The following is a 23,091-nucleotide window of genomic DNA, read 5'->3' as shown; positions in this document are numbered from 1 at the left end:
GACTACCTTTACCAAACGAAAAATAAGGTAATCCCCTGTATTTCTCCTTCTTCAATGGATTTATTTACCCTCATTACTCTCCTGATTGTGGTAGCGGCCCTTTTTTCCTACCTCAATACCCGCTTCCTGAAACTGCCCGACGCCATTGGGGTTATGGTGTTGTCGCTGCTGTTTTCGCTGCTACTTATTGGCCTCAACGCGCTGCTGCCCACCACCTTTGCGCTGGTTCGGCAAACGGTGGCACAGATTAAATTCGGGGAGGTGCTGTTCGACGTCATGCTGAGTTTCCTGCTGTTTGCCGGGGCCTTCCATACCGACGCGGCCCAGCTTCGGGTCGAACGCCGGTCGGTCATGCTGTTTGCCTTCGTGGGCATACTACTCAGTACTGCGCTGGTTGGCACCGGGCTATATTTCCTCGCCGGGGGATTGGGCTTCCCCTTAACCTATCCGCTTTGTCTCCTGTTTGGGGCGCTCATTTCGCCCACCGATCCCATTGCCGTGCTGGGTATCTTAGCCAAGTTCAAACTACCCGAAAACGTCAAGCTCAATATCGTGGGCGAGTCGCTATTCAACGATGGGGTGGGCGTCGTGGTGTTTGCCACCATCCTGCGGATCGTTGTGGGCGGAACCGATAGCGTCAGCGCGGGGGAGATTGTCCTCATCTTTTTAGAAGAAGCCGGGGGTGGGGTGCTGTTCGGGCTGGCCCTGGGCTACGGCATGTACCGCCTGCTGCGCTCCATCAACCATTACCAGACCGAAGTAATTATCACCGTTGCCGGAGTAATGGGCGGCTACCTGCTGGCCCAGAAGCTCCACATATCGGGGCCGCTGGCGATGGTGGTGGCGGGGTTGTTCGTGGGCGACCACGCCCGTGAGCACGCCATGAGCCGTCGAACGGAAGATTACATCGACAAATTCTGGGAACTGCTCGACAGCATCCTGAATGCCGTACTGTTTGTCCTGATTGGGCTGGAACTATTAGTTATTGATTTTCGGATCACCTCCTGGACCATTTATTTGTTGGTTGTCCTGCTGGTACTGGTAGCGCGTTACTTAGCTATTTTAATTCCCTTTACGCTGGCCCGGCGTTGGCTCGACCTCGACGATAAAGCCCCTCTGATGCTGACCTGGGGTGGTCTGCGGGGTGGTCTGTCGATTGCGATGGCCCTGTCGATTGATGATGGAGTGGCTCACAAAGAATTTATCGTCACCATCACCTACGCGGTGGTGCTGTTTTCGGTGATCGGGCAGGGCCTGACGCTGGAGCGGCTCATCCGGCGGCTGTATCCCGATGGGTGAAGACGCTTAACGAATCTGACGTGTAATTTAGGACTCGTGCCAGGTTTGGGCTGACAGTGGCAACCGGCGACCATCGAATGGTGTTTCAACTGGCCCGTAGTATTTGGTTAGATAATCCAGAATCGGCTTTTCTGTATCGCCCAGATCCCAGAGCTTCTGGGTGCGTTGCATCCACCGAATCCGCTCAATCCATTTCTCGCGGTCGAAGTGGCTTTGCAGAATCAATTTGCTTGAATGGCATGCCGTACACTGCCCTTTCACAATTGGCATCGTTGCGTCGAGGGTCAACCCCGATTCGGCATCAACCCGAACGCCCTCAACATTGACCATTGTGGTTGCTGCCGGTACGGTGGCGACGGGTTTCACCAGCCCAGTCTTCTTTATCGTCGGGCGACGCACGACTGACGAATGGGCCTTTGCCGGTGCTTTTCTGATGGGTGTGGGCTGTTGCCGGGCTACCCAGGCACACAACAGCCAGATGCACAGACTACCCACCAGCAACCTGTATTTTATTGTCCGTATAGTAATCATCGTTCGCTTGTTTACTCCTTTTCTTTCCCCGCTCATACCACTTTAACCGCAATCCGGTGGCAGGCATTGTTAACATAGCCTTCGGGATTCCACTGCGGCATTACCATCGGCTGCGACACGCCCGCATCGTCGGTGGCTCGTGCCCATACCTCATAATAGCCCTGAATGGGTAGTTTTACCTCCGCTGTCCACTGTTGCCAGGCCAGTCGATTTTTGGGCGCCTGTACCTCTGCTTTCTGCCAGGTTGCGCCAAAGTCGGTCGATACGTGCAGGTCTTTCACCGCCCGGTCGCCCGCCCAGGCTTGACCACGTAACACCAACGGTTTACCCATTGGCAGTTCCAGGCCCGTTTTTGGGAACGTAATGACCGATTTAACCGGCATCGACTCGATGATTTTAAAGGCACTGTCGGGGGGATCGACACCCGGCACAACCGGATGGATAGGTACGCGGTAGCTCTTGCCGGTCATCTTGGCTCCGTCGTGAACTTTGTTGCGGATGGCAATCGTATGCAGCCACTTCCCCGATGTCGATGCGGGCCAGCCACCAATAACTAAGCGTAACGGATAACCATGTACCAGCGGAATATCTTTGCCGTTCATCGACCAGGCCACCAGGGTTTCGTCTTCGAGGGCTTTACGAATGGGTACACCCCGCGAGATAACCGGCTGGTTAGGATCGCCACTCAGGTGCAGGTCCTGACCGTAGTAGCCGATATAAACAGCCGTGTCCGTTATGCCCACATCAGCCAGAATATCTTTCAGACGAACGCCCGTCCACTCGGCACAGCTAACGCCCCCTTCGGTCCACTGATTGCCCGCCGTTTTGGGGAAATAACCCGCCCGGCCATTACCTCCGCATTCCAGTACCAACTGGTATGTATAGGGTTTAAAGTTCGTTTTCAGTTCGGTTAACGAGTAGGTCTTTGGTGCTTTCACCGATTCCCCATTGATGGTGAGTTTCCAGTTGGCAAGGTCGATTTTTTCGGGAATCTGGCCGTTGTTACGGATAAACATTTTATCGGCGGGCGTAACGGCATCGTCCAGCAGGTGGGCGGGCGTTTCGACGTTCCAGGGTTTATCGTTGAGCACCACCAGGTTTTTGTTTTTGTCCGCCATTGGATCAACACCAAACGCCAGGGGCAGATAATTCGGGGGCATCCGGTCGGCAAAAACGATGTCGGTTCCCAACAATGTAGTTAGCGTGGCCAGTGAGCCTGTCTTTAGAAAGCCCCGGCGATTAAACAGGGATGAAGAAACTGATTGGTTTTTCATACACAATGAAGCAGAAGAAATGGGCAATTTACCCGATAATTCGTTGGGGATTGTTGACTGGTTTCACTTTATCTGATAACCCCACCCCAATCAGAAATAGCGTCAGGGTCAGACCGACGTGGGCTTATTCCGTATACACAGACACCATGTTCTTTAGTCGCCAAGTCAGCACGCACTGAAGAATACCCAGCCCTATCAGAAATAAACCGACAAACCCCATGGAAGCAACCAGGCCCTCCGGCCGCATAACCAGTGTATAGGCAAAACCACCCGCCACCAGCACACAGAAGAAGTGAATCAATTCTACCCAGTAAACTTTGGCTTCAATGGAGCGGGTGCCCAGAAAATAGAAATTGGCTTCAATGGCCTGCAAAAAAGCATAGATAATGGCCCACAGCCCCAGTAGGTTGACCATCGTTCGCAGCGAATCGCCCACGATAATCAGTAGGGCTATGCCAAACAGCATGTCGCGAATACTGGACAAAATGAACCAGTAGTTATCGCGTTCACCGTACTGATGTCGGCGGATACCAAATAGCGCGGTGGCGAGTCCAGCCAGCCCTAAAAGGCTACCCCGCAGAGCCTCATGAAGCATGGATGCCTGCGTGGGGTTAACGAGCAGAACAACGCCCATCAGGCCATAACAGGCGTTATGAATATACCTTAACCACCAGGGCTGGTTCTGTTTTTGGGCGAGTATGTCCATAGGTTGAACAAGTTACGTGTACGTTTATTCAACTCACCCAGAGTAGTTTACGTAACAATCGTTACCATCACAATTGGTTATGGGCGATTCGATGCTGTAGCCGGACGGGTAAACGCTGAATCAGGCAATTGGATTAACCGGCAACTACTTTCTAAGTAAATTCTAAGTAATCCCTAAGCAGTCTGTTAGACTTGAGAACGAGGTTTGTCTCAGGAGAACAGGAAACATAAACCCTTTAGATAACACAAACATGGAAGACTACGAACAAAAAACAAGCCCGCTCACCTGGTTGCTTGGTGGGCTGTCGGCCCTACTGCTGGCGGGTGGTATCTATTTCTGGAACGGCAACAAAGCCCTTACCCGCCAGAACGACCGGTCCGAACGCCGGGCCGATTCGCTGCTGTCGGTGCGGCTCCAGCTCGAAACCGACATTCGCAGCTTGTCGACCAAACTCACAACGGCCGAAGAAGATAACACGTCGACCAACCAGCGGCTGGCGGACGTCAATCTGTTGCTGACTCAGCGCGAAAACCAATTGGTTACCCTGCGCCGGAGCAGCGCCGGACAGACCCGGTCCGTAAGTACCCTGACGGCCGATGTGGCCCGGCTGCGCGTCGCCCGCGATAGTATGACGGCCCAGTTGGACGCCACCCGCGACAAGATCGACCGGCAAACGAGCGAGAATCAGTCGCTGGCGGGCCGCAACACGGAACTTCAGCAGCAACTCACCGCACAGGGGGCAGAAAACAGCGCCAAACTGCTGACGATGGTGCCGCGCTCGGCACTCACCGGCGACGGATTCCGGGTCGAAACCAGCAAGGGAAACCGGAAAGAGACGGCCAAAGCTAAAAAAGTAGACGCCCTGCTGGTTTCATTTAACGTACCCGCCGAACTGGGCCTGACTGGTGAGCAGGAGGTTTACCTCAGCCTGACCGATGAGCAGCGCAACGGGATGATGCCCGCGCTCCGTACCGCGACTATTAACCGGCCCGGTTTGAACGAGGAGATTTCGGTCCACGCCGTGCAGAACGTGAAATTTGGCCAGTCTCCGCAGCGCATTTCCTTCACCATCAACCCGGCCAGCCCCATTAAGCCCGGCGTTTACCGGGCGTCGGTCTACACTAAAAATGCGTACTTGGGGGCCACCGAATTCCGGCTCCGGGACAGCTTCCTGTTTTTCTGATGCCACCGGCGGCCGACCGATAATACGAACTTGACAAAGTCATAAAAACGCTGAATTTTACAACGAACATCGCGACTCCTGACGACGTAGCCGCCGTAACGCTTAACCTGAACGGTATTTAACAGGTAGACGGCTGGAACGTGGACAGAAATACCCCGGATAACCGGCTGACGGTGCAAACCACGGATAATCGCATCGCCGATCTGGTAATGAAGGCGGTGCATCAGGCAGGTTACCACGCCGAATGGTTACCCGACTGACGGGAATTGTATTAAGCATAAAACCGGCGCGGGTGATACCCCACGCCGGTTTTATGCTTAGTCAGTTATGGAAACCTAAATTCTGACGCTTGTCCCGTCGAAGAGCGGCACGTTCATCGAGAAGTTTTCCCCATACTGCATTTTCTGTTCTTCCAGAATGCCGAGCGCAATCTGCTCGCCCAGCCGCAACGACTCGATCTGGTCCGACCAGTAATGCACCCCGGACCAGTCGCGGCCAAAAGCAACGTTGGCCGCCAGTTTATTAAGTTCGTTCTCAACGGTCAGTTTGTTGACAAAGTCCGGGTTTGATTTCAGATTTTTGCCCTTGTTGGCAGGCTCGTAGGCAAACGGCAGTACGTAGCCCTCATCGAAAAACGCTTTTAAAATCGTGACACACGCGCCCGCCACCGTAGCATGGCCGGAGCCGTAGGAGGGGTGCATAGGCGACCCCTCGGCGAAGGGCATGGGCAAAAGATACGACGCCGTCCCGGCCGGGGCATCTCCGCTGCGGTCTGGATTTAAGTTTTGCGCCTGATTGTGGGCTGACAGTAGGGGCCAGAGATTAAGCGACGTCAAAATAGTGGTCGGATTCTCCATAATCTCCAGATTGGCCGTCTGGCCGGTGGCGTACCGATGAATCCATCCGCCTACCACTTCCGGGCGGGCACGACGGTGAACATTGTACTTCTGAAAGCGAACCGCCTTCAGCGCACGGGTAGCCACTTCAGACACTAAATTCAGAATGTGGGGGCCGCCAAACTGAGCAAACCCAGTTTGCTTGTCCACACTGTCGGGCAACCGGAAGGGCATACCCGGATCAACCGGGGCGTTGATGCCCAGCAGAATCAGGCAGGCGTTAAAATAGGCTTGGTGCAGCGCGTCGTAGTGAACCCAGGTGCTTAAATCGCGCGGAGTACAGATAAACCGATACCCTTTTTCCCGGTTGATATTATTTCCCGTGTCAGTATCTTCGTACTCCTCCAGACCACGAAGATTAGCTCCGTTCTGCACATCGAGCCACTGCTTCCAGGTGGTCATATAATCGACTGACTGTTTGGCAATTCGTACCCGTTGATCAATAACCGTTGAGCCGTAAGTGATTAGCCCCTGGTTATCGCCGAACGAAGCACTACTTGTGCCCAGCGATTTGTTGCCGACGTACAGGAACTGCGAAATGTAAGGGCCAATGTCGTCGCCCTTTACGTTGCCCCGGAAGACGTTCTTGGTCGAAAAAGCCTCGGTTTCGCTGTCAGTGAAATACCCCCGTTTGCGAGCCGCCTGGTACGGATGAAGACCGTAATTGCTCTTGTTTTTGAACCAGTTGAGACTATTGAGGTCAGCCACGGCATCGGCTACCTGAGAATTGCTGTCGAACGACTTGAACTCAACATCCCGTAGTAAAGCCATCCAGTATAGCTCGGCCATTTCGGCAATCAGTTCCTCGCTGTCTAACATCGGGGCGGGTGGAATAGTAAGCGATTGGGCATCGGGGCCTTCCAAGTCATACGTCAGACCAGCTCCCATGCTTTCCCAGCCCCGCACTTTGGCCACGGCGGCCGTAGCGAGCTGGGATTGCCAGGCAACGTTTTGATTCAAATTCAGCGCCTGAATAGACGTTAGATCACCCACGTCGCAAGCCCGAATGAAACATTGATAGTCTTCATTCTGGGGATTCACCATGAAACCATTCGCGTCATGCTCGAACCCTTTGGTGAAGGCTGCGATGTACGACGGAAAGTTGGGAGTCACGCCAATCCGATACCGGTTCTCTTCACCGTTGGAGCGTTGATAACCATGTGGACGATTGTAAGCTACATCGGCGGCTTCGTACCGTAGCTGGTGGGCGGCAATTCGGCGATTTTTCATAAGGGTTTCGGGAATTTGATTAAAATGATGGAGTAAGAAAGACTCAGTCGAATTTTTAGTTATTGATAATCAGATAATTATGTAGCAAACTAACGCAGCGCAACGTTGCCAAAATAGCGTATTTATCCCCATGTTTTCGGGGTATAAATACGGTTTATAGGTAGTGGTAAATAGTGCCTCCTATTAGAGAAGACCCTGTTTTTGTAGTTGATTAGGGTAGGAAAGCAGCACTAAACCTTGATTTGTTTAAGAAGATGTTGGGGAGACAGTAAGCGGCTTCTAAGCTAATTCTAAGCTGTTCTTAAGCCCTCTCTCAGGTCTGCGCGGCAATTTGCAGTGCTTCCCCACCATTTTCTACCGCGCTGGCGAAGCTAAACCCCAACACAGCATGAAAACGCAACTAACTATAGTACTTCTTTCGGGACTGACCGGTACGGCGCTGGCGCAGACCCCCGCCCCTGATGCAACTACGCTGATGAGCGTCGGTCGCTTCGACGAGGCTACCCAACTGCTGAGCCGCAATGCCCAACAGAACCCGTCGATGCAGGCGAACTTCGACGCGGGTTACGGCTACCTCCGGGCCGGTAAGCCCGATTCGGCCCGCATCTGGTTTGAAAAAGGAGTTTCGATGGACGAAAAGCGGGTGCCACTCAACGAAACTGGCATTGCCCTCACGTATTTAGTGCAAAACAACGCGGCCAATGCGGAACCGAAATTAGCCGAGGTCGTCAAAAAGAGTAAGGGCAAAAATGCCGATATTCTGTACCGGATCGGTGAGGCTTACACCGGCTACCTGACACCGGGCGACGGCTCCATCAAACCCATTTACCCGAAGGTGGTCAACCCGGCCAAGGCCATCGATTACCTGAACCGGGCCGTGGAACGCGACAAAAAAAGCGCAGCTACTCAGTTAGCCCTCGGCGACGCCTATTACCTCAACAAAGACGCGGGTACGGCCGTATCGCGTTACGAAAGTGCGATTGAGCTGGGTATGAACCCGTCGCGGGTGTATCAGCGCATTGGTGATATTTACTGGCAGGGGCGTAACCTGAACTTAGCCGTGGAGAATTACAAAAAAGCCATTGATGCCAACCCCAACTACGCCCCGGCTTACCATCAGTTGGCCGAATTATACTTTCTGGTAAACCGCTACAAAGAAGCCGCCAGCTACGAAGACAAGTACGTGAATGTGTCGAAAGACAACCGGCAGGAGACGCTGCTGCGGCAGGCGCAGTTCCACTTCTTAGCCAAAGACTACCAGCGGGCCGTGAACCTGATCGACAGCAACCGCACCGCGCTGGCGCAGAACCCGATTGTCTACCGGATTCAGGGCTGGGCCTATTCGTCGCTGAAACAACCGCAGAAGGCCATCGAGAACATCAACATGTTCATAGACAAAGCGCCCGACAAGGTCATGTACGACGATTATAAGTACTTGGGTCAGGCGTATCTGGGTATTGAAAACCCCGGCAGCGATTCGCTCAAGGCCATCAATGACTCCGTCGGCGTTGCGTACCTCGAAAAAGCTGCGCCCTTCGACACGACGGACAACCTTTACGGCGACATTGCCAAATACTACTACCGGGCCAAAAAGCACCCGCAGGCCGTAGCCACGCTCGATTCGGCCGCTAAACACGGCTTCAAGGCCGACGTGCAGGATTTGTTCCGCTACGGCATGAGCAACTACACCCTCGGCTTCGGACGCGACAGTCTCGGTAAGTTGGTGCGCGATACTACCCGCTTTGCCCTGGCCGACTCGGCGCTGGCCCTGGCGCAGACAGGCTCGCCGGAATACGCGCCCACGGTGCTGTACCGGGCCAAAGCCAACTACTACGCCTACACGCCCGAACAGGCCGTACGCAACGGCAAGGCCAAGCCCTACTTCGAGCAGTTCATTTCGATGGTGGTGGACAAAGAAGAAGAACGAAACCGGTACAAAAAAGACCTCATACTGGGGCTTAAATACCTGATTTCGTACCACGAATTAGTGACCAAAGATCAGAACGCCCGCAGTGAGTGGCTCAAAAAAGGGCTGGCGCTCTTCCCGGAAAACAAAGATTTAGCCAAGATTGCCGCCCCCGACACCGACGACCAATAGTCCTTTTTTCACAGTTGAACATGACCCGACCGCTACCGGAGCAACGATCTCTGGTAGCGGTATTGTGTATCACGACCACTACTGAGTCGTTGCGTCAGAAATGGAGCACTGCATACTCCCCATTTCAGGCGTAACGACTCAATTCTAAGCAAATTCTAAGTAGTCTCTAAGCGGTCGTTTAACCGTCACGTGCTATTTGCGGACAGTTCAGGGAATCGTCACACGGTCGTTCATACCACTTTTATCTGCCATCAACAGGCCTTTTATGAAAATTTATCGGAATCTACACGTACTTATCGCGGGGGCCTGGCTGGTCGGCTGCACGGCTAAGAGCGAGACCAAAAAAGAAGTCGGCAAACCGGCCGTACCCGTTATCCAACTCACCCAGCAGGACGCCACCCTCGACCGGGATTACGCCAGCCAGATTGAAGCGGTACAGAACGTGGAAGTCCGCGCCCGCGTGGCGGGGTACTTAGACAAAATGCTCGTGGACGAAGGGCAGTCCGTACGTAAAGGCCAGTTGCTGTTTCAACTCAACCCGGCCGAATACCAGGTGAAAATTGCCGAAGCACGGGCCAGTCTGGAAAGCGCCACCGCGCAGGAACAGTCGGCCGCCGTGGAAATGAGCCGGGTGAAACTATTAGTGGACAAAAACGTGATCTCCCCCTCCGAACTGAAACTGTCCCGCGCGAAGATGGCCACGGCACGGGCCACCATCGACCAGGCCAAAGCCGCGCTCAGCAACGCCCGGCTATTAGTGTCGCTGACCAGCATCCGCGCCCCCTTCGATGGGGTCATCAACCGGCTCCCGTTCAAACGGGGCAGTCTGATTGAGGAAGGTACCCTGCTGACGACCATCTCCGACCTGAGCCGGATGTATGCCTACTTCAACGTCTCGGAGCGGGAATACCTGGCGTTCATCAAAAAACGGCGCGACCCCAACAAGACCGTTGTTCGGGAAGTGGATCTGTTGCTGGCCGACGATTCACACTATCCTCAGAAGGGTAAAATCGAAACCACCGAAACTGTGTTCGAAGGCACCTCCGGCACCATTGCCTTCCGGGCCACCTTCCCCAACCCCGACCGGCTGCTGCGCCACGGCGCGACGGGTAAAATCCGGCTGACGACCGACGTTGACGATGCAATACTGGTGCCGCAAAAGGCCGTGTTCGAGGTGCAGGACAAAAACTTTGTGTACGTCGTGGACGGTGGCAACAAGGTCCGTACCTGCTCGTTCGTGCCGAGCAGTCGGGTCGATCAGTTTTACGTCGTCAAATCGGGTCTGAAACCCGGCGACCGCGTGGTGTACGAAGGCATTCAGCAACTCCGCGACGGCATGGCCATTACGCCCCAGCCCCTGCCCGCCGATCAGCTAAAAGCCTTGTTCGCATCCGCCCAATAACCACAACGCTATGTTCAACACCTTCATCAAACGCCCACTGCTGTCTACCGCCATCTCGGTCATGATTGTGCTGCTGGGGGTGCTGGCCCTGACAGGTCTGCCCGTTACGCAGTTCCCCGACATCGTGCCGCCGTCCGTCACGGTAACGACGAACTATACCGGGGCGAGTGCCGACGTGTGCGTGAAAGCGGTTGCCACGCCCCTCGAACGGGCCATCAACGGCGTGCCGGGCATGACCTACATGACTTCTATTTCGGGGAACGACGGCACCACGCTCATCACCGTCTTTTTTCAGGTCGGCACCGACCCCGACTTAGCCGCTGTGAACGTGCAGAACCGCGTGACGACCGTGCTCGACGAACTGCCCGAAGAGGTGATCAAAGCCGGGGTCGTGACCGAAAAAGAGGTAAACAGTATGCTGCTCTACCTCAACATCGTCAGCGACGACCCCACGGTGGACGAAAAATTCATCTATAACTTCGCCGACATCAACGTGCTGGCCGAGTTGAAGCGCATCGACGGCGTAGGTTTTGCCGCCATCATGGGGAGCCGGGATTACGCCATGCGCGTCTGGCTCAAGCCCGACCGCATGACCGTTTATGAGGTATCGGCGGCCGACGTGGTGGCCGCCATCCGCAAGCAGAACGTGGAAGCCGCACCCGGCAAAGCGGGCGAAAGCGCCGACCGCGACCCGCAGACGCTGCAATACGTGCTGCGCTACACGGGGAAGTTTTTTGAGCCGAAGCAGTACGAAAACTTAGTGCTGCGGGCCAACCCCGACGGTTCGTTACTGCGCCTGAAAGACGTAGCCGACATCGAATTCGGTTCGCAGGATTACGGCGTATTGTCCAAAACCGACGGGCGACCCTCGGCGGCTATCATGCTCAAGCAGCGGCCCGGCTCCAACGCCCGCGAGGTTATTGCCAACGTGAAAACGCGCATGGCCGAACTGAAAGAAAGCGCCTTTCCACCGGGTATGACCTTCAACTACGCCTACGACGTATCCCGTTTCCTGGACGCTTCCATTGATGAAGTGCTGCACACGCTGCTCGAGGCTTTCGTACTGGTATTCCTGATTGTGTTTCTGTTTTTACAGGACTGGCGGTCCACGCTGATTTGTGCGCTGGCCGTGCCGGTATCGTTGGTGGGTACGTTCGCATTCATGAGTATGATTGGTTTTTCGATCAACCTGCTCACGCTCTTCGCGCTGGTGCTGGCCATCGGCATCGTGGTCGATAACGCCATCGTGGTGGTCGAAGCCGTTCACGCCAAGATGGAAGAGGACAGGGGCGAGTTGGGCCACATGTCACCCCGCGAAGCCACGTTTGCCGCCATGAGCGACATTGCCGGGGCCATCGTCTCGATCACGCTGGTGATGTCGGCGGTGTTTATCCCCGTCGCGTTCATGTCGGGGCCAGTGGGCATTTTCTACCGGCAGTTTTCGCTCACGCTGGCCATTGCCATTGTCATTTCGGGGGTCAACGCACTGACGCTCACCCCGGCCCTTTGCGCCATTTTGCTCCGCCCCATGCACGGCCAGAAAAAAGGGTTGCTGGGCCGGTTTTTCGCCCGCTTCAACCGGGGGTACGAAGCCGTGGCCAGCCGCTACAGTGGAATACTGCGCCGGATTGTTAATCGCGGAGTCGTGACCTGGGGGCTGCTGCTGGCCTTTATGGTGGGTACGTGGGGACTGGCGATGCTGCTGCCGGGAGGCTTCATCCCGACCGAAGATCAGGGCATGATCTACGTCAGCGTAACTACCCCGCCGGGGGCTACCGTTTCGCGGACGGAAACGGTACTGGACGCGATTGAAGCGGTGGCTTCGGAGGAAGAATCGGTCGAAAACGTGTCGACGCTGGCGGGCTACAGCCTGCTGACCGACGGGGCGGGGGCATCCTACGGCATGGGTATGATTAACCTCAAACCCTGGGACGAGCGGCACGAGTCCATCGACGCGCTGATGGCCCGGCTCCAGGAAAAAGCGGGCCACATCGACGATGCCACCATCCAGTTTTTTCCGCCCCCCACCGTGCCGGGCTTCGGTAATGCGGCTGGGTTTGAACTGCGGTTGCTGGACCGGGGCAAAAGTGGCGATCTGACCCAAACGGCCAAAGCGGCTCAGGGATTTATGGCGGCCCTGAAAAAACGGCCCGAAATCGGGGATGCCTTCACCAGCTTTGATCCCAGTTTTCCGCAGTACCTGTTGCACGTCGATCAGGAAAGAGCGGCCCAGGAAGGCGTTTCCATCGACAACGCCATGAGCGGCCTGCAAACGCTGATGGGCAGCTACTACGCGTCGAACTTCATCCGCTTCGGCCAGATGTATAAGGTTATGGTGCAGGCCGACCCCAGCTACCGCACCAAACCCGACGATCTGCTGACGATGCGGGTCAAAAACGACCAGGGCGAAATGGTGCCCTACGCCAACTTCGTCAGGCTGGAGCGCGTGTATGGCCCCGAGCAGTTGACCCGCTACAACATGTACACCTCGGCGATGATTAACGGCGATGCCGCCCCCGGCTACAGCAGTGGCGACGCCATTAAAGCCATTCAGGAAGTGGCCGCCGAAGAGCTGCCCAAAGGCTTCGGCTACGAATGGTCGGGCATGACGCGGGAGGAGATTCTGTCGGGCGATCAGGCCCTGTACATCTTCGCGATCTGTCTGGTATTCGTCTATATTCTGCTGATGGCGCAGTACGAGAGTTTGTTGCTGCCGCTGTCGGTACTGCTCTCCCTGCCGACGGGCATATTCGGGTCGTTCGCGCTGCTACAGTTAATGGGTCTGCAAAACAACATTTACGCGCAGGTGGCACTGGTGATGCTCATCGGGCTGCTGGGCAAAAACGCGATTCTGATCGTGGAGTTTGCCAACCAGCGGTACAAAGAAGGTCTGCCGGTGGTGGAAGCCGCCATCGAGGGGGCCGTTTCGCGGCTGCGACCTATTCTGATGACTTCGTTTGCCTTCATCGCGGGTCTGATTCCGCTCTGCATCGCGTCGGGAGCCGGAGCTTTGGGAAACCGTTCCATCGGCGCGGCTGCGGCCGGGGGGATGTTCACCGGCACCGTCTTTGGCCTCATCCTGATTCCCGGCCTGTTTGTTTTCTTCACCAAACTCGGCGAACGCTTCGGTTCCAAACCAAGGCCGGGCGACGCTTCGCCGGGCCGCTCCGGCGTACCGGACGGGCCATCGGATGAGACTATACCAGCCCGGCCCGCGGAATCTGGCGCATCACCCACTCAACAGCCCGTCAATGGACGTACCCTTCATGCATAGTATTTTTCGTAAATCCGCGCTGTTGCTGCTGCCGGGCGTAGCGCTGCTGACTGGCTGTCAGGCGATTAAATCACTGCAACCACCCCCGCCCCAATCGCTTTCGGCCCGGCCCGTGCCGGTTTCTTTCGCCGGAAACGCCGATTCGGTTGGAATTGCGGCCCGGAACTGGCGTACCTTCTTCGGTGACGAAAGCCTGGTCACCCTCATCGACACGGCCCTGTCGGGTAACCTCGACCTCCGTATCGCCACGCAGCGGATTGAGCAGGCGCGGGCCACATTCGACTACAGCCGGGGTTTTCTGGCCCCGCAGGTGAATCTCGCAGCCTCAGCGGGCGTGGATCGCTACGGCCGCAACACGCTCAACGGCGTGGGTAACTTCGACACCAACCTGTCGGACAACGTGCGGGGTAATCTGCTCATTCCCAACCCCACCCCTGACTTTTTCGTGGGTGCCCGCAGTACGTGGGAGATCGACATCTGGGGAAAGCTCCGCAACCGGCGCAAGGCGGCTTACCTGCGGCTGCTGGGGTCCGAAAAAGGTCGTCACGCCGTGATAACGGGATTAGTAGCTGAGATTGCCCGGCAGTACTACAGCCTGCTGGCCCTGGATGGCGAACAGGAGATCATTCAGAAGAACATTACCTACCAGCAGAACGCGCTGGACCTGGTACGGATTCAGAAGCAGGCCGGTCGGGTGACGGAACTCGCCGTGCAGCAGTTTGCCGCTCAACTGCTCAACACCCGCAGCCGACAGGGGCAGGTGCGGCAGCAGATCATCGAAGCCGAAAACGAACTGAACCGGCTACTGGGCCGCTATCCGCAGTCGATTGCGCGGGGCCGTTCGCTCCAGACCCGCGACCTGCCCGGTCAGGTACTGACGGGTCTGCCCGCCCGGATGCTCATCCGCCGACCCGACATCCAACAGGCCGAACTCGACCTGCAGGCCGCCAACATAGACGTGGACGTGACGCGGGCGGAATTTCTGCCCAGCCTGAACCTGACGGGCTACGTAGGGATGAATTCCTTCCGGCTGGGTACGCTGGTGAACCCGGCTTCTGTTGCGGCCGGGTTGCTGGGCGGGCTGTCTGCACCGGTATTCAACCGGCGGTTTATCCGGGCTAATTACCAGGGTTCGATAGCCCAGAGCCGCGAAGTGTTTTACCGCTACCGGCAAACAATTGTGAACGGCTTCAGCGAAGTAACTACGAACTTGCGGGGGGTAGAAAACTACCGGCAGGTGGCCGAGTTACAGACCGAAGAAGTGCAGACGCTGACCAACGCCGTCAATATTTCCAATGATCTGTTCCGCAGTGGTTACGCCACCTACTTAGAGGTGATTACCGCCCAGCGGAGCGTACTAGAAGCCGAACTGGCCCTGATTAACACCAAACAGGCCCAGTTTTTATCCCTAACAGATCTGTACCGGGCGCTGGGGGGGGGCTGGGAGTGATGGGGATGCCCGCTGCTTCGCCAGTTTGCCCACAAGTACATTCACGTCTGGGTTGATCGAATTACTGCTAACGTTTTGGCGCTTGGCGGAGAAGCGGATTTCGGAGCACTAAACTGTCAACCCAGCACAAAAGTTGATACGAGGTAGAATGTTCAATTAACTACTGAACCCGCTTTTTTGCCAAACGCATGTTATGGGCTGGGCTTCTTTGTCCGTTACTAATTTGTTTCGTATTCAAGTCCTGGGAATTTGTCAGTAAATTTATTTATGAGTTTGTGAATATTTCCAATTCCCCAATTTCTTGCCACATAAAATTCTTCTTCGTTGAAAATTAATTCGGGTGCGTCATTAGTTTTGTATTTTCTGTATTTGATTTCCGTTTCAGTGAAGTCTTCTTTCTTTTTCAGTAGGACAAAACTACAACTTTTGTCTTCTTTAAGATAATTGATAATGTTCTGGTCGATTAAGCCTTTCGAATTTAACAAGTTTACTGTTTGAAGTCCAATGTCAGATTTCTTAAAGTTTCGTTTAAATACTACACCATTGTATTTTATGTTATATGTGCTTCGGTCTTTGTCAGAAGATAAACTATCAAGTGCTTCTCGTATGCTGTCTCTTGTGTCTTTTTCTTGTTCTGGGTCAGAACTGATTGCATAAAGCGATGCTAAAATTAATTTTTGGTTTTTCTCCCAAAAACTTGATAGTAGTTTTCTTTCTTCGTTTCCAAGTGCCATAATTAATTCTTGTTTATGTCCATCCGCTTCTTCGTCTATTGAAGGCTGGCTTAAAGATTTTAAATATTCAGTTAGTATATTTTGTGTTCGAGTGGAAATGTTTTGATTTAAAGCAGGTTCAATCAAGTAGTCAACAATTGATTGATAATTAATTTGAATGAACGCTTTACAGTTGCATTCTGGCTCAGTCAATTCTATGAGTTCAAGTGTAGAAATTGGTGTTAAGTAAACATAGATTACAATATTGTCATCATTTTCTGTTGGGTTAAAGAAATTAAAGTAGCTATTCGTTTGGTCGTTGTTTTCTCTGCTTTCAACTTTATTTTCAATTACTAACTTAATGTTCTTTGTTTTTCCTGCAATTAAAAGTGTCAATTCGATGTAGATGTCAAGCCTACCAACATTTTTAATTGCGTATTCAGACTTAATGAATAGCCTTTCAATTAAGTAATCTTCTGTAACAAATGAATTGAAAAGGTCGCTGTGTTTACTTTTTAAGTTGTCATTGCTGAATTTTAAAATGATGTCTAAAAACTTTTTAATTGGAAATTCACCCAATTTGTGACTTTCCAAATTCCCAAGTAACCAAGCAACTAAACCGCTGTGACTTAGTTCTCGTCTGCTTACTCCCAAAATTTCTGAAAATGATTTTGAATAATAAAAATTCTCCAACTTTTGAAAGTCAGGGTCGTTTTTGAATTTTATTATTTCATCTCTGATTTGGTCTATGGTAAAATTGTTTGTCATTGTCGATGTTGTTGCGGTCTGTTAGGCTTGCCCATAACTCTTGAATAGACGCAAGTTTTGTACGTTTTTGCAATAATAGACGAGAGTTTTTGTAAACCAAAATTCAGGTCAATAATTTATTAAACACCTGAAAGTAAGCGTGTTAAATTTTTTCGACGTGTCCTTATTTGTCTGGGTAATAGAGAATACGCATTGCGCTGCTTAGACGTTGAACCGTTACTGACAATACAAAAATGCGCAGTGCGGTAATCATACCGAAACGCCCCACACACCTTTAAATCAGTGAGTCCAGCGGGCTTTTGATTTTCTTCAACGACTTATCACTGACCTGCACGTATCGTAGCGTGGTCGGATGCACCTATCTTTACCCCTATGAATCCAGCAATCGAACCCGTTGACGAACCTGCTTTTATGAGTTATTCGCCCACGTCTTACCCGGCGGAGGAGATGCTGACCCGCAGCCGCGCTTTTTATGCCTGGCTCGACACCCGCCGAACCGTGCGCGAATTTTCGGACCGGGACGTACCCCGCGAAGTCATCGAACAGATCGTGTGGGCCGCTGGTACGGCGCCGTCGGGGGCGCACAAACAACCCTGGACGTTTTGCGTTGTGGCTGACCCCGTGATCAAACGCCATATCCGCGAAGGGGCCGAAGCCGAAGAGCAGGAAAACTACGCGGGCCGCATGAACGACGAATGGCTCAACGACCTCAAACCGTTTGGCACCGACTGGCAAAAACCGTTTCTGGAAACGGCTCCCTACCTGATTGTGGTCTTCCGCAAACCCTTCGACCTGCTGCCCGACGGTACGAAGCGCACCAACTATTACGTCAATGAATCGGTCGGGATTGCCTGTGGGTTGCTGCTGGCAGCCATTCATCACGCGGGCTTAGTAGCCCTCACCCACACCCCCAGCCCGATGAATTTTCTGGCCACGCTGCTGAACCGCCCCGCCAACGAACGCCCGTTTCTGCTGATTCCCGTTGGCTATCCGGCTCCCGATGCCCGCGTACCATCCCTGACCCGCAAGCCTTTAGACGATATAGCTGTCTGGTACTGAGGGGCGTGAACGCACTCAGACAACTCATTGTCAGCTACTCACCTACCTTTCCCGTCAGCACATTTACCTTTGAATCAATCGGATTGCCTGACGACCGCCGAAAGGACACCACCTGCCCAACGTGCCAGAGTGCGTCTTCGAGCGGACCGTTGATCAGGTTCCACACGGGGTAGCTGACGGTTTTGCTGCCGTTGCCGAATAGTAGTTTGTAATCGGATACCGAGTCGGTTTGGATCAGCAGTAAATCCCGCGCCGTTTTCAGGTTCCGGAGCGTTAGCTGCTGCTTTTGGGCAAACATCAGAGCCGACGTCTCATCGTCCGACCGGGTGTTGACTTTTCTCTGGACCGCATTGGCAATGATGGTCGTCAGGCCCAGAATATGGTCAATGGTGTGTTCGGTGGTGCGGGCTTCGGGGGTGGGTTTATGGGCAAGGTCGTGGGCAGTCAGTGCGTCGGTGGCCCAGTAATAGCGGAACCCTAGGCCGTCGATCATCCTCACGAGCATCGTTTTGGCCGTGTAGGTTGCGGGGTAATCGGGTATCTGGCGGAACGGAAGCGTATCGGCGGGCAGGGTGGTCGGTTGGGCCAAAGAAATGTGGGCTGCTAAAGTGCAGATAGCCAAAATAAGGGTTGTTTTCACGACAGAAAGGTGTTGAAACAGGGTGTAAAGGTCATTCCTATTTTTCAATAACCACCTGTCGTGCTGGTAGCGCGTTATTTAGCCATCCTGATTCCGTTCACGCTGGCCCGGCGCTGGCTCGACCTCGACGATAAAGCCCCCTGATGCTGACCTGGGGTGGTCTGCGGGGTGGGCTGTCGATTGCCATGGCCCTGTCGATTAATGATGGGGTGCCTCACAACGAGTTTATCGTTGCTATCACCTACGCAGTGGTCCTGTTTTCGGTGATCGGCCAGGGCCTGACCCTGGAGCGGCTCATCCGGCGGCTCTATCCCGATGGGTGACCGGATTGCCGGATTGCCGACCAGTGACGGGGGGAGTTGCTACGCAGTAATACCGTAGCAGCTAAACAAACGCAAGCCCGGGATTGAGGTCCCGGGCTTGTTGTACTGAATCGAAACTGATTGATTACCGGGAAGTTTTTTAACAAAAACCCGTTGGAAGGTTACGGAACAGCGACAGTCAGCTTATCGATATTAGGACCACCCTGCCCCGTCGTCAGCAGACGTATTACGTTTGACCCAGCTTGCAAGGGTACCCGCAGCGACGCGTTGCCCGTTGTATTAATCCCGTCGGACGTGGTGCTGATGCGGCTGAGGGGTGGGAAAGTGATCGGATACTTCGTCCCGTTTACGTCCACCGACAGCTGGAAGGCCGGGTCGCTGGTGGTGAGCGGGGAGTAATCAACTATAAGAATCGTTTCGCCGGCCTGTGCGGATGAGACGTTAAACGTGATGGTACCACCCGACGCTTTTGTGTACTTGGCGTAAGCACCACCCGAAAAAAAGGCCTCATTGATTCCGGCATCCACCACAACAGCATTCCTTAACCGGGCTTTTTCGGCTTCCAGCACCTGCAATGGGGGCCGGGGGTCCGAAGCCGGACGCGGCAGAATAGTAATTGGTCTCAAATTGCTGGAGAACGGGGCTGGACGGGCAAAAAGAATATCAACCAGCGTACCGATAACAGGTAGGGTTTGAATGACTACGGTAACCGATGTGTCGCCCTGGGGAACGACCGCCGATTTAGGCAAGTCCAGCAGGGGTGAGTTGGTTGAGTTCTTCGTAAACGTTACCTCCTGACCGCCTGCCGGGGCGGGCTGGTTTAGAATCGCCGTGGCCGTAAAGCGCTTACCACCAATAACCTGGTTAGTCGATAACTTAATGGCTTTAACGAAAATGGACGGATTGAGCGCCGACCGCGCTCCGCTGAACGGGGTGCCGGGCGTAACGTCCGGTTGTTGCTGGCAGGCCGCTAAAGCCAACAGCAAACTGGCCGTGAGTGCCAGTTGGGAAAATACTCGTGTCTGTTTCATAAAACAATGCAGTTAGTTGCCCACGAACATAATACAGTTCGTTAGACGAATAATCACGAAACTATAACATCGACTTTGTGCCGATTCTAATGGCGTTCGCCAAGCCCGTAACGTCTTGCCAGGACAGGGGCAAAATCTGGCGGGACAAGCCATCGAGGTGTTGGAGCTAAGGGATGATTAGCTGCGGTTTCTGGCCTTGATTCTTTCGGGGAGGGAGCAGGAACCACCTGGTTTCATTGATAAACGGGCAGCTGAAACGAGAAAGCGGTGCCAACGTCGGGTGTGCTATCTACCTCGATGGTACTGCCGTGGAGTTCAACGATCTTGTGGGCAATGGCCAAGCCCAGCCCCAGCCGCGATTTCTCGCGGACCGCCCCACTCCGGTAGAACCGGTCGAAAACATAGGGCAAATCGTCGGCCGCGATGCCCCGGCCCGTGTCGGCCACGCTGACGTGCACGTGGGCGGCCGTGCTCTGGTACACCCGCACGTTTACCCGGCCCTGCTGGGGCGTATATTGGATAGCGTTCGCGATGAAATTCTGCAGGACCCGCTCAATCAGCGACACGTCAGCCTGGACCAGGGGCAGGTCGCGGGGCAGGTCGCCCGACAGGTGGATAGCCTTCTGAATAGCCTGTTGCTCGAACCGGAGCAGGTTGTCCTGCACCAGTTCGGTAATCGAGAACGGCTCGATGTGAACGTCCGTTTGCCGGGCTTCGAGTTTAGAGAGTTCAAACAGATCCGTAACCAGACGGCCTAAGCTTTTCGTGTTTTTCAGAATCGTTTGCAGGTACGTTTCGCGTTCCGAAGTCGAAAGCAGATGCTCTTTCAGCAGAATGGTTTCGGTGTAGCCCTCAATCGACGCGAGCGGAGTGCGCAGATCGTGCGAGATGTTGGCCACCAATTCCCGGCGCAGGGTGTCGTTGCGGCTCAGCGTGTCGAGGGCGGTTTCGATCTGGGTGGCCATCTCGTTGAAAGCCGTGCCCAACTGACCAATCTCATCCCCCGTGCTGATCTGCACCCGGGCGGTCAGATCGCCCTGCCGGATGCGCTCAACGCCCTCCGCCAGTTTACGGACGTTGCGGGTGAGTACAAAAATCAGCAGCAGACCAACCACCAGCACCACCCCGGCCACCAGCAGCAGACTGCGTAGCAGCGTAGTGAGGATGTAGCTTTGTTTGACCGATGAAAGATCGGTCTGATCGCTGGTGCCGATGGTGACGTAGAGGTAAGCCGTGGGCGAACCGTCGGGCCGGGTGAGCGGAGCCACCGAAAAAATCTTGGGATCATCGGGATTGCGCGGGTCGTCGTTGTAGATCGGCAGCGGTCGGCGGGCATTGAGCAGGTCCCGAATCGGAGCAACCGGCACGGCCGTCAGTTTAGTGGCTTCGGGTGTAGCCGACGACACCATGATTTTACCATCTAAGCCCACGATGAACAGCTTGACGCTTGGGTTGATGGTCATGGCGGCCATGAACAGGGTATTCAGGCCCACGTCCGACACATTTCCGGTGATGGTGTCGATGCGGATTTCTCTGGCAATCGACGCGGCCAGGTCCAGATTTGCCCGCTGGGTCACTTCGTTGATGTACCGGCGCGACGCGCTGGTGACGCTCAGCACGTCAACGACGCTGATGGTCACCAGCAGGGCCGCGAAAAGCAGGGACAGTTTAACCCCTAAGGAAAGACGCTGGAACATGATTAACAGAACGGCTCGTCGGTGAATTTATAGCCAATGGCCCAGACCGTCAGAATAAAGCAGGGCCGGGTCGGTTGCGGTTCAATCTTCATCCGTAGCCGGTTGATGTGCGAATTGACGGTGTGTTCGTAGCCCCGGTAGGAGTAGCCCCACACTAAGTCGAGCAATTCGGTGCGCGAGAAAGCCCGGCCCGGATTGCGCATGAACAGGGCCAGCAGATCGAATTCTTTGGCCGTGAGTTCGACGGGTTTGCCGTGGATGGTTACTTGGCGAAAGTCCACCGACAGCGACAGGCTGCCGTGGGTGTACACGGTCGAAGGCGGTCCCTGGGGACGCTCAAACCGGCGCAGGCGGGCTTTCACCCGCGACAGCAGTTCGCGGATGCCGAACGGCTTGGTGATGTAATCATCGGCACCGAGGTCAATGGCTAATACCTTGTCAATCTCTTCGGTACGCGAAGTGAGCATCAGCACGGGGGTCATCACCCGCTGTTCACGCATCCGTCGGCATACTTCAATGCCGTTCAGGCCCGGCAGCATGATGTCTAAAATAATGACGTCGTAGGTCTGGGTGGTGGCGTATCGCAGCCCGTCGGCCCCGTTGCCTACGATGTCGGTCTGGATGTTGATGTCGCGCAGATTCACCGCCACCAGATTGGCAATGTCGGCGTCGTCTTCGATCACTAAAGCCCGCTTTTCCATGCCTGTTGTTGGGGAATGACTCCGTTGTTAGGGGCGGTATCGTCGGGCGTAACGCTGGTTACCAACGCGACGGTGGTCCGGCAATCCGATGGGTCGGCACGGTGGTTCGGTACCCCGGCTCAATATAATCAAATTAATGCCTGATAATCAAGGATTAATAGATGGTTTCGATTGTAGGTAATGACCCGTCGGCGTTTCAATTCACTCAGCTCGCCCGTGACTGACTGTCTCGACGTGCTGGTGAGCTTGGCAATATCTTCGTGGGTGAGCGTCATATCGACGGTGACTTCATTGCCGATCCGGCGCCCAAATGTGTCGGCCTGCTCCCGGATGAACTGCCGGACCCGGCTACCGGCCCCCTGAAAACAAAGCGATTCGTAGCGGTATTGCATGCGCTTCAGTTGTCGACCAATGAGCTGCGCCACCTGAACGCTGAACCGGGCGTTCGTCGCCAGTAGCGGTACTAATTCACTGACGGACAGGGTGCTGATCAGCGCGGGACTGGTAATTTCAACTTCTTCATCGCGCTGGGACCAGCCCAGCAGGGCCAGTTCGCCGATTACCTCACCCGCTCGTCTGATATCAAGAATAAGCTCCCGACCATCGGGTGCGTAACGCGATAACTTTACCTGCCCCCGATGAATCAGGTACAAAACCGGCGAGGCCGACGAGGCCAGCAATAGAACAGCCCCCTTCGGCCGGTTTATCCTGATTAATTTGCGACTTAGCGGCTCCCGTTCGGCATCGGTCAGCGTATCGAATAAACGAAACAGGTCAAGGCCAGGTTGGTGTATTGCAGGTGTCATACCAGGTAGG

General features: G+C 54.6%; 19 protein-coding genes. 9 read left to right on the top strand and 10 right to left on the bottom strand.

Annotated features, from left to right (window positions below; translation table 11 throughout):
- Positions 1–54: 54 nt before the first annotated feature.
- Positions 55–1,299: a cation:proton antiporter gene (locus tag ACYVHB_RS13325; protein ID WP_461052237.1), complete on the top strand. Its 1,245-nt coding sequence runs from the start codon at positions 55–57 to the stop codon at positions 1,297–1,299.
- Between the two features lie 27 nt (positions 1,300–1,326).
- On the opposite strand, the gene ACYVHB_RS13320 is transcribed toward ACYVHB_RS13325, so the two are convergent.
- From ACYVHB_RS13320 to ACYVHB_RS13310, 3 genes are all read right to left on the bottom strand, one after another.
- Entirely contained in the window at positions 1,327–1,830 is a 504-nt protein-coding gene (locus ACYVHB_RS13320; RefSeq protein ID WP_461052236.1) for a hypothetical protein, read from the bottom strand.
- Between the two features lie 32 nt (positions 1,831–1,862).
- Positions 1,863–3,104: a sulfite oxidase gene (locus ACYVHB_RS13315; protein WP_461052235.1), complete on the bottom strand. Its 1,242-nt coding sequence runs from the start codon at positions 3,102–3,104 to the stop codon at positions 1,863–1,865.
- Between the two features lie 124 nt (positions 3,105–3,228).
- Positions 3,229–3,810, bottom strand: a complete 582-nt coding sequence (locus ACYVHB_RS13310) for a DUF308 domain-containing protein (RefSeq protein WP_461052234.1) — start codon at positions 3,808–3,810, stop codon at positions 3,229–3,231.
- A 250-nt stretch (positions 3,811–4,060) separates the two neighbouring features.
- Between ACYVHB_RS13310 and ACYVHB_RS13305 the strand changes: the two genes are divergently transcribed.
- Positions 4,061–4,993 (top strand): hypothetical protein, encoded by a 933-nt coding sequence (locus tag ACYVHB_RS13305; RefSeq protein ID WP_461052233.1) that lies wholly within the window; start codon positions 4,061–4,063, stop codon positions 4,991–4,993.
- 335 nt (positions 4,994–5,328) lie between these two features.
- Here the strand turns inward: ACYVHB_RS13305 and ACYVHB_RS13300 are convergent, their stop codons facing one another.
- Complete coding sequence (locus ACYVHB_RS13300) at positions 5,329–7,119, bottom strand: vanadium-dependent haloperoxidase (RefSeq protein WP_461052232.1); 1,791 nt, start codon at positions 7,117–7,119, stop codon at positions 5,329–5,331.
- A gap of 388 nt (positions 7,120–7,507) precedes the next feature.
- Between ACYVHB_RS13300 and ACYVHB_RS13295 the strand changes: the two genes are divergently transcribed.
- From ACYVHB_RS13295 to ACYVHB_RS13280, 4 genes are all read left to right on the top strand, one after another.
- On the top strand, positions 7,508–9,217 hold the full coding sequence (locus ACYVHB_RS13295; protein ID WP_461052231.1) for a tetratricopeptide repeat protein: 1,710 nt from the start codon (positions 7,508–7,510) through the stop codon (positions 9,215–9,217).
- Positions 9,218–9,482: 265 nt separating this feature from the next.
- Positions 9,483–10,619: an efflux RND transporter periplasmic adaptor subunit gene (locus ACYVHB_RS13290; RefSeq protein WP_461052230.1), complete on the top strand. Its 1,137-nt coding sequence runs from the start codon at positions 9,483–9,485 to the stop codon at positions 10,617–10,619.
- Positions 10,620–10,629: 10 nt separating this feature from the next.
- Positions 10,630–13,893, top strand: a complete 3,264-nt coding sequence (locus ACYVHB_RS13285) for an efflux RND transporter permease subunit (RefSeq protein ID WP_461052229.1) — start codon at positions 10,630–10,632, stop codon at positions 13,891–13,893.
- Positions 13,871–15,343 (top strand): TolC family protein, encoded by a 1,473-nt coding sequence (locus ACYVHB_RS13280; RefSeq protein ID WP_461052228.1) that lies wholly within the window; start codon positions 13,871–13,873, stop codon positions 15,341–15,343. Before ACYVHB_RS13285 ends, ACYVHB_RS13280 begins: the two co-directional genes overlap by 23 nt.
- 218 nt (positions 15,344–15,561) lie before the next feature.
- Here ACYVHB_RS13280 and ACYVHB_RS13275 read toward each other — a convergent pair whose 3' ends face one another.
- The gene (locus ACYVHB_RS13275) at positions 15,562–16,824 is read right to left on the bottom strand and encodes a PDDEXK-like family protein (RefSeq protein ID WP_461052227.1); all 1,263 of its coding nucleotides are present in this window, start codon (positions 16,822–16,824) and stop codon (positions 15,562–15,564) included.
- Between the two features lie 372 nt (positions 16,825–17,196).
- Between ACYVHB_RS13275 and ACYVHB_RS13270 the strand changes: the two genes are divergently transcribed.
- Complete coding sequence (locus ACYVHB_RS13270; RefSeq protein ID WP_461052226.1) at positions 17,197–17,883, top strand: nitroreductase family protein; 687 nt, start codon at positions 17,197–17,199, stop codon at positions 17,881–17,883.
- Between the two features lie 34 nt (positions 17,884–17,917).
- Here ACYVHB_RS13270 and ACYVHB_RS13265 read toward each other — a convergent pair whose 3' ends face one another.
- Positions 17,918–18,523: a hypothetical protein gene (locus tag ACYVHB_RS13265; RefSeq protein WP_461052225.1), complete on the bottom strand. Its 606-nt coding sequence runs from the start codon at positions 18,521–18,523 to the stop codon at positions 17,918–17,920.
- Positions 18,524–18,666: 143 nt separating this feature from the next.
- Between ACYVHB_RS13265 and ACYVHB_RS13260 the strand changes: the two genes are divergently transcribed.
- Positions 18,667–18,846, top strand: a complete 180-nt coding sequence (locus ACYVHB_RS13260) for a cation:proton antiporter domain-containing protein (RefSeq protein ID WP_461052224.1) — start codon at positions 18,667–18,669, stop codon at positions 18,844–18,846.
- A 161-nt stretch (positions 18,847–19,007) separates the two neighbouring features.
- Here ACYVHB_RS13260 and ACYVHB_RS13255 read toward each other — a convergent pair whose 3' ends face one another.
- The 3 genes from ACYVHB_RS13255 to ACYVHB_RS13245 form a co-directional block, all read right to left on the bottom strand.
- Positions 19,008–19,877: a carbohydrate-binding protein gene (locus ACYVHB_RS13255; protein WP_461052223.1), complete on the bottom strand. Its 870-nt coding sequence runs from the start codon at positions 19,875–19,877 to the stop codon at positions 19,008–19,010.
- A 233-nt stretch (positions 19,878–20,110) separates the two neighbouring features.
- Positions 20,111–21,574, bottom strand: coding sequence for a sensor histidine kinase (locus tag ACYVHB_RS13250; protein ID WP_461052222.1), 1,464 nt, complete (start codon positions 21,572–21,574; stop codon positions 20,111–20,113).
- 2 nt (positions 21,575–21,576) lie between these two features.
- Entirely contained in the window at positions 21,577–22,275 is a 699-nt protein-coding gene (locus tag ACYVHB_RS13245; RefSeq protein WP_461052221.1) for a response regulator transcription factor, read from the bottom strand.
- Positions 22,276–22,290: 15 nt separating this feature from the next.
- Between ACYVHB_RS13245 and ACYVHB_RS13240 the strand changes: the two genes are divergently transcribed.
- Positions 22,291–22,419, top strand: coding sequence for a hypothetical protein (locus ACYVHB_RS13240; protein WP_461052220.1), 129 nt, complete (start codon positions 22,291–22,293; stop codon positions 22,417–22,419).
- Here ACYVHB_RS13240 and ACYVHB_RS13235 read toward each other — a convergent pair.
- Positions 22,404–23,081 (bottom strand): Crp/Fnr family transcriptional regulator, encoded by a 678-nt coding sequence (locus ACYVHB_RS13235; protein ID WP_461052219.1) that lies wholly within the window; start codon positions 23,079–23,081, stop codon positions 22,404–22,406. The genes ACYVHB_RS13240 and ACYVHB_RS13235 overlap by 16 nt on opposite strands.
- Positions 23,082–23,091 lie beyond the last annotated feature (10 nt).

The organism is Spirosoma arcticum (genome assembly GCF_054779955.1).
This window is presented reverse-complemented; position numbering and strand designations above follow the sequence as displayed.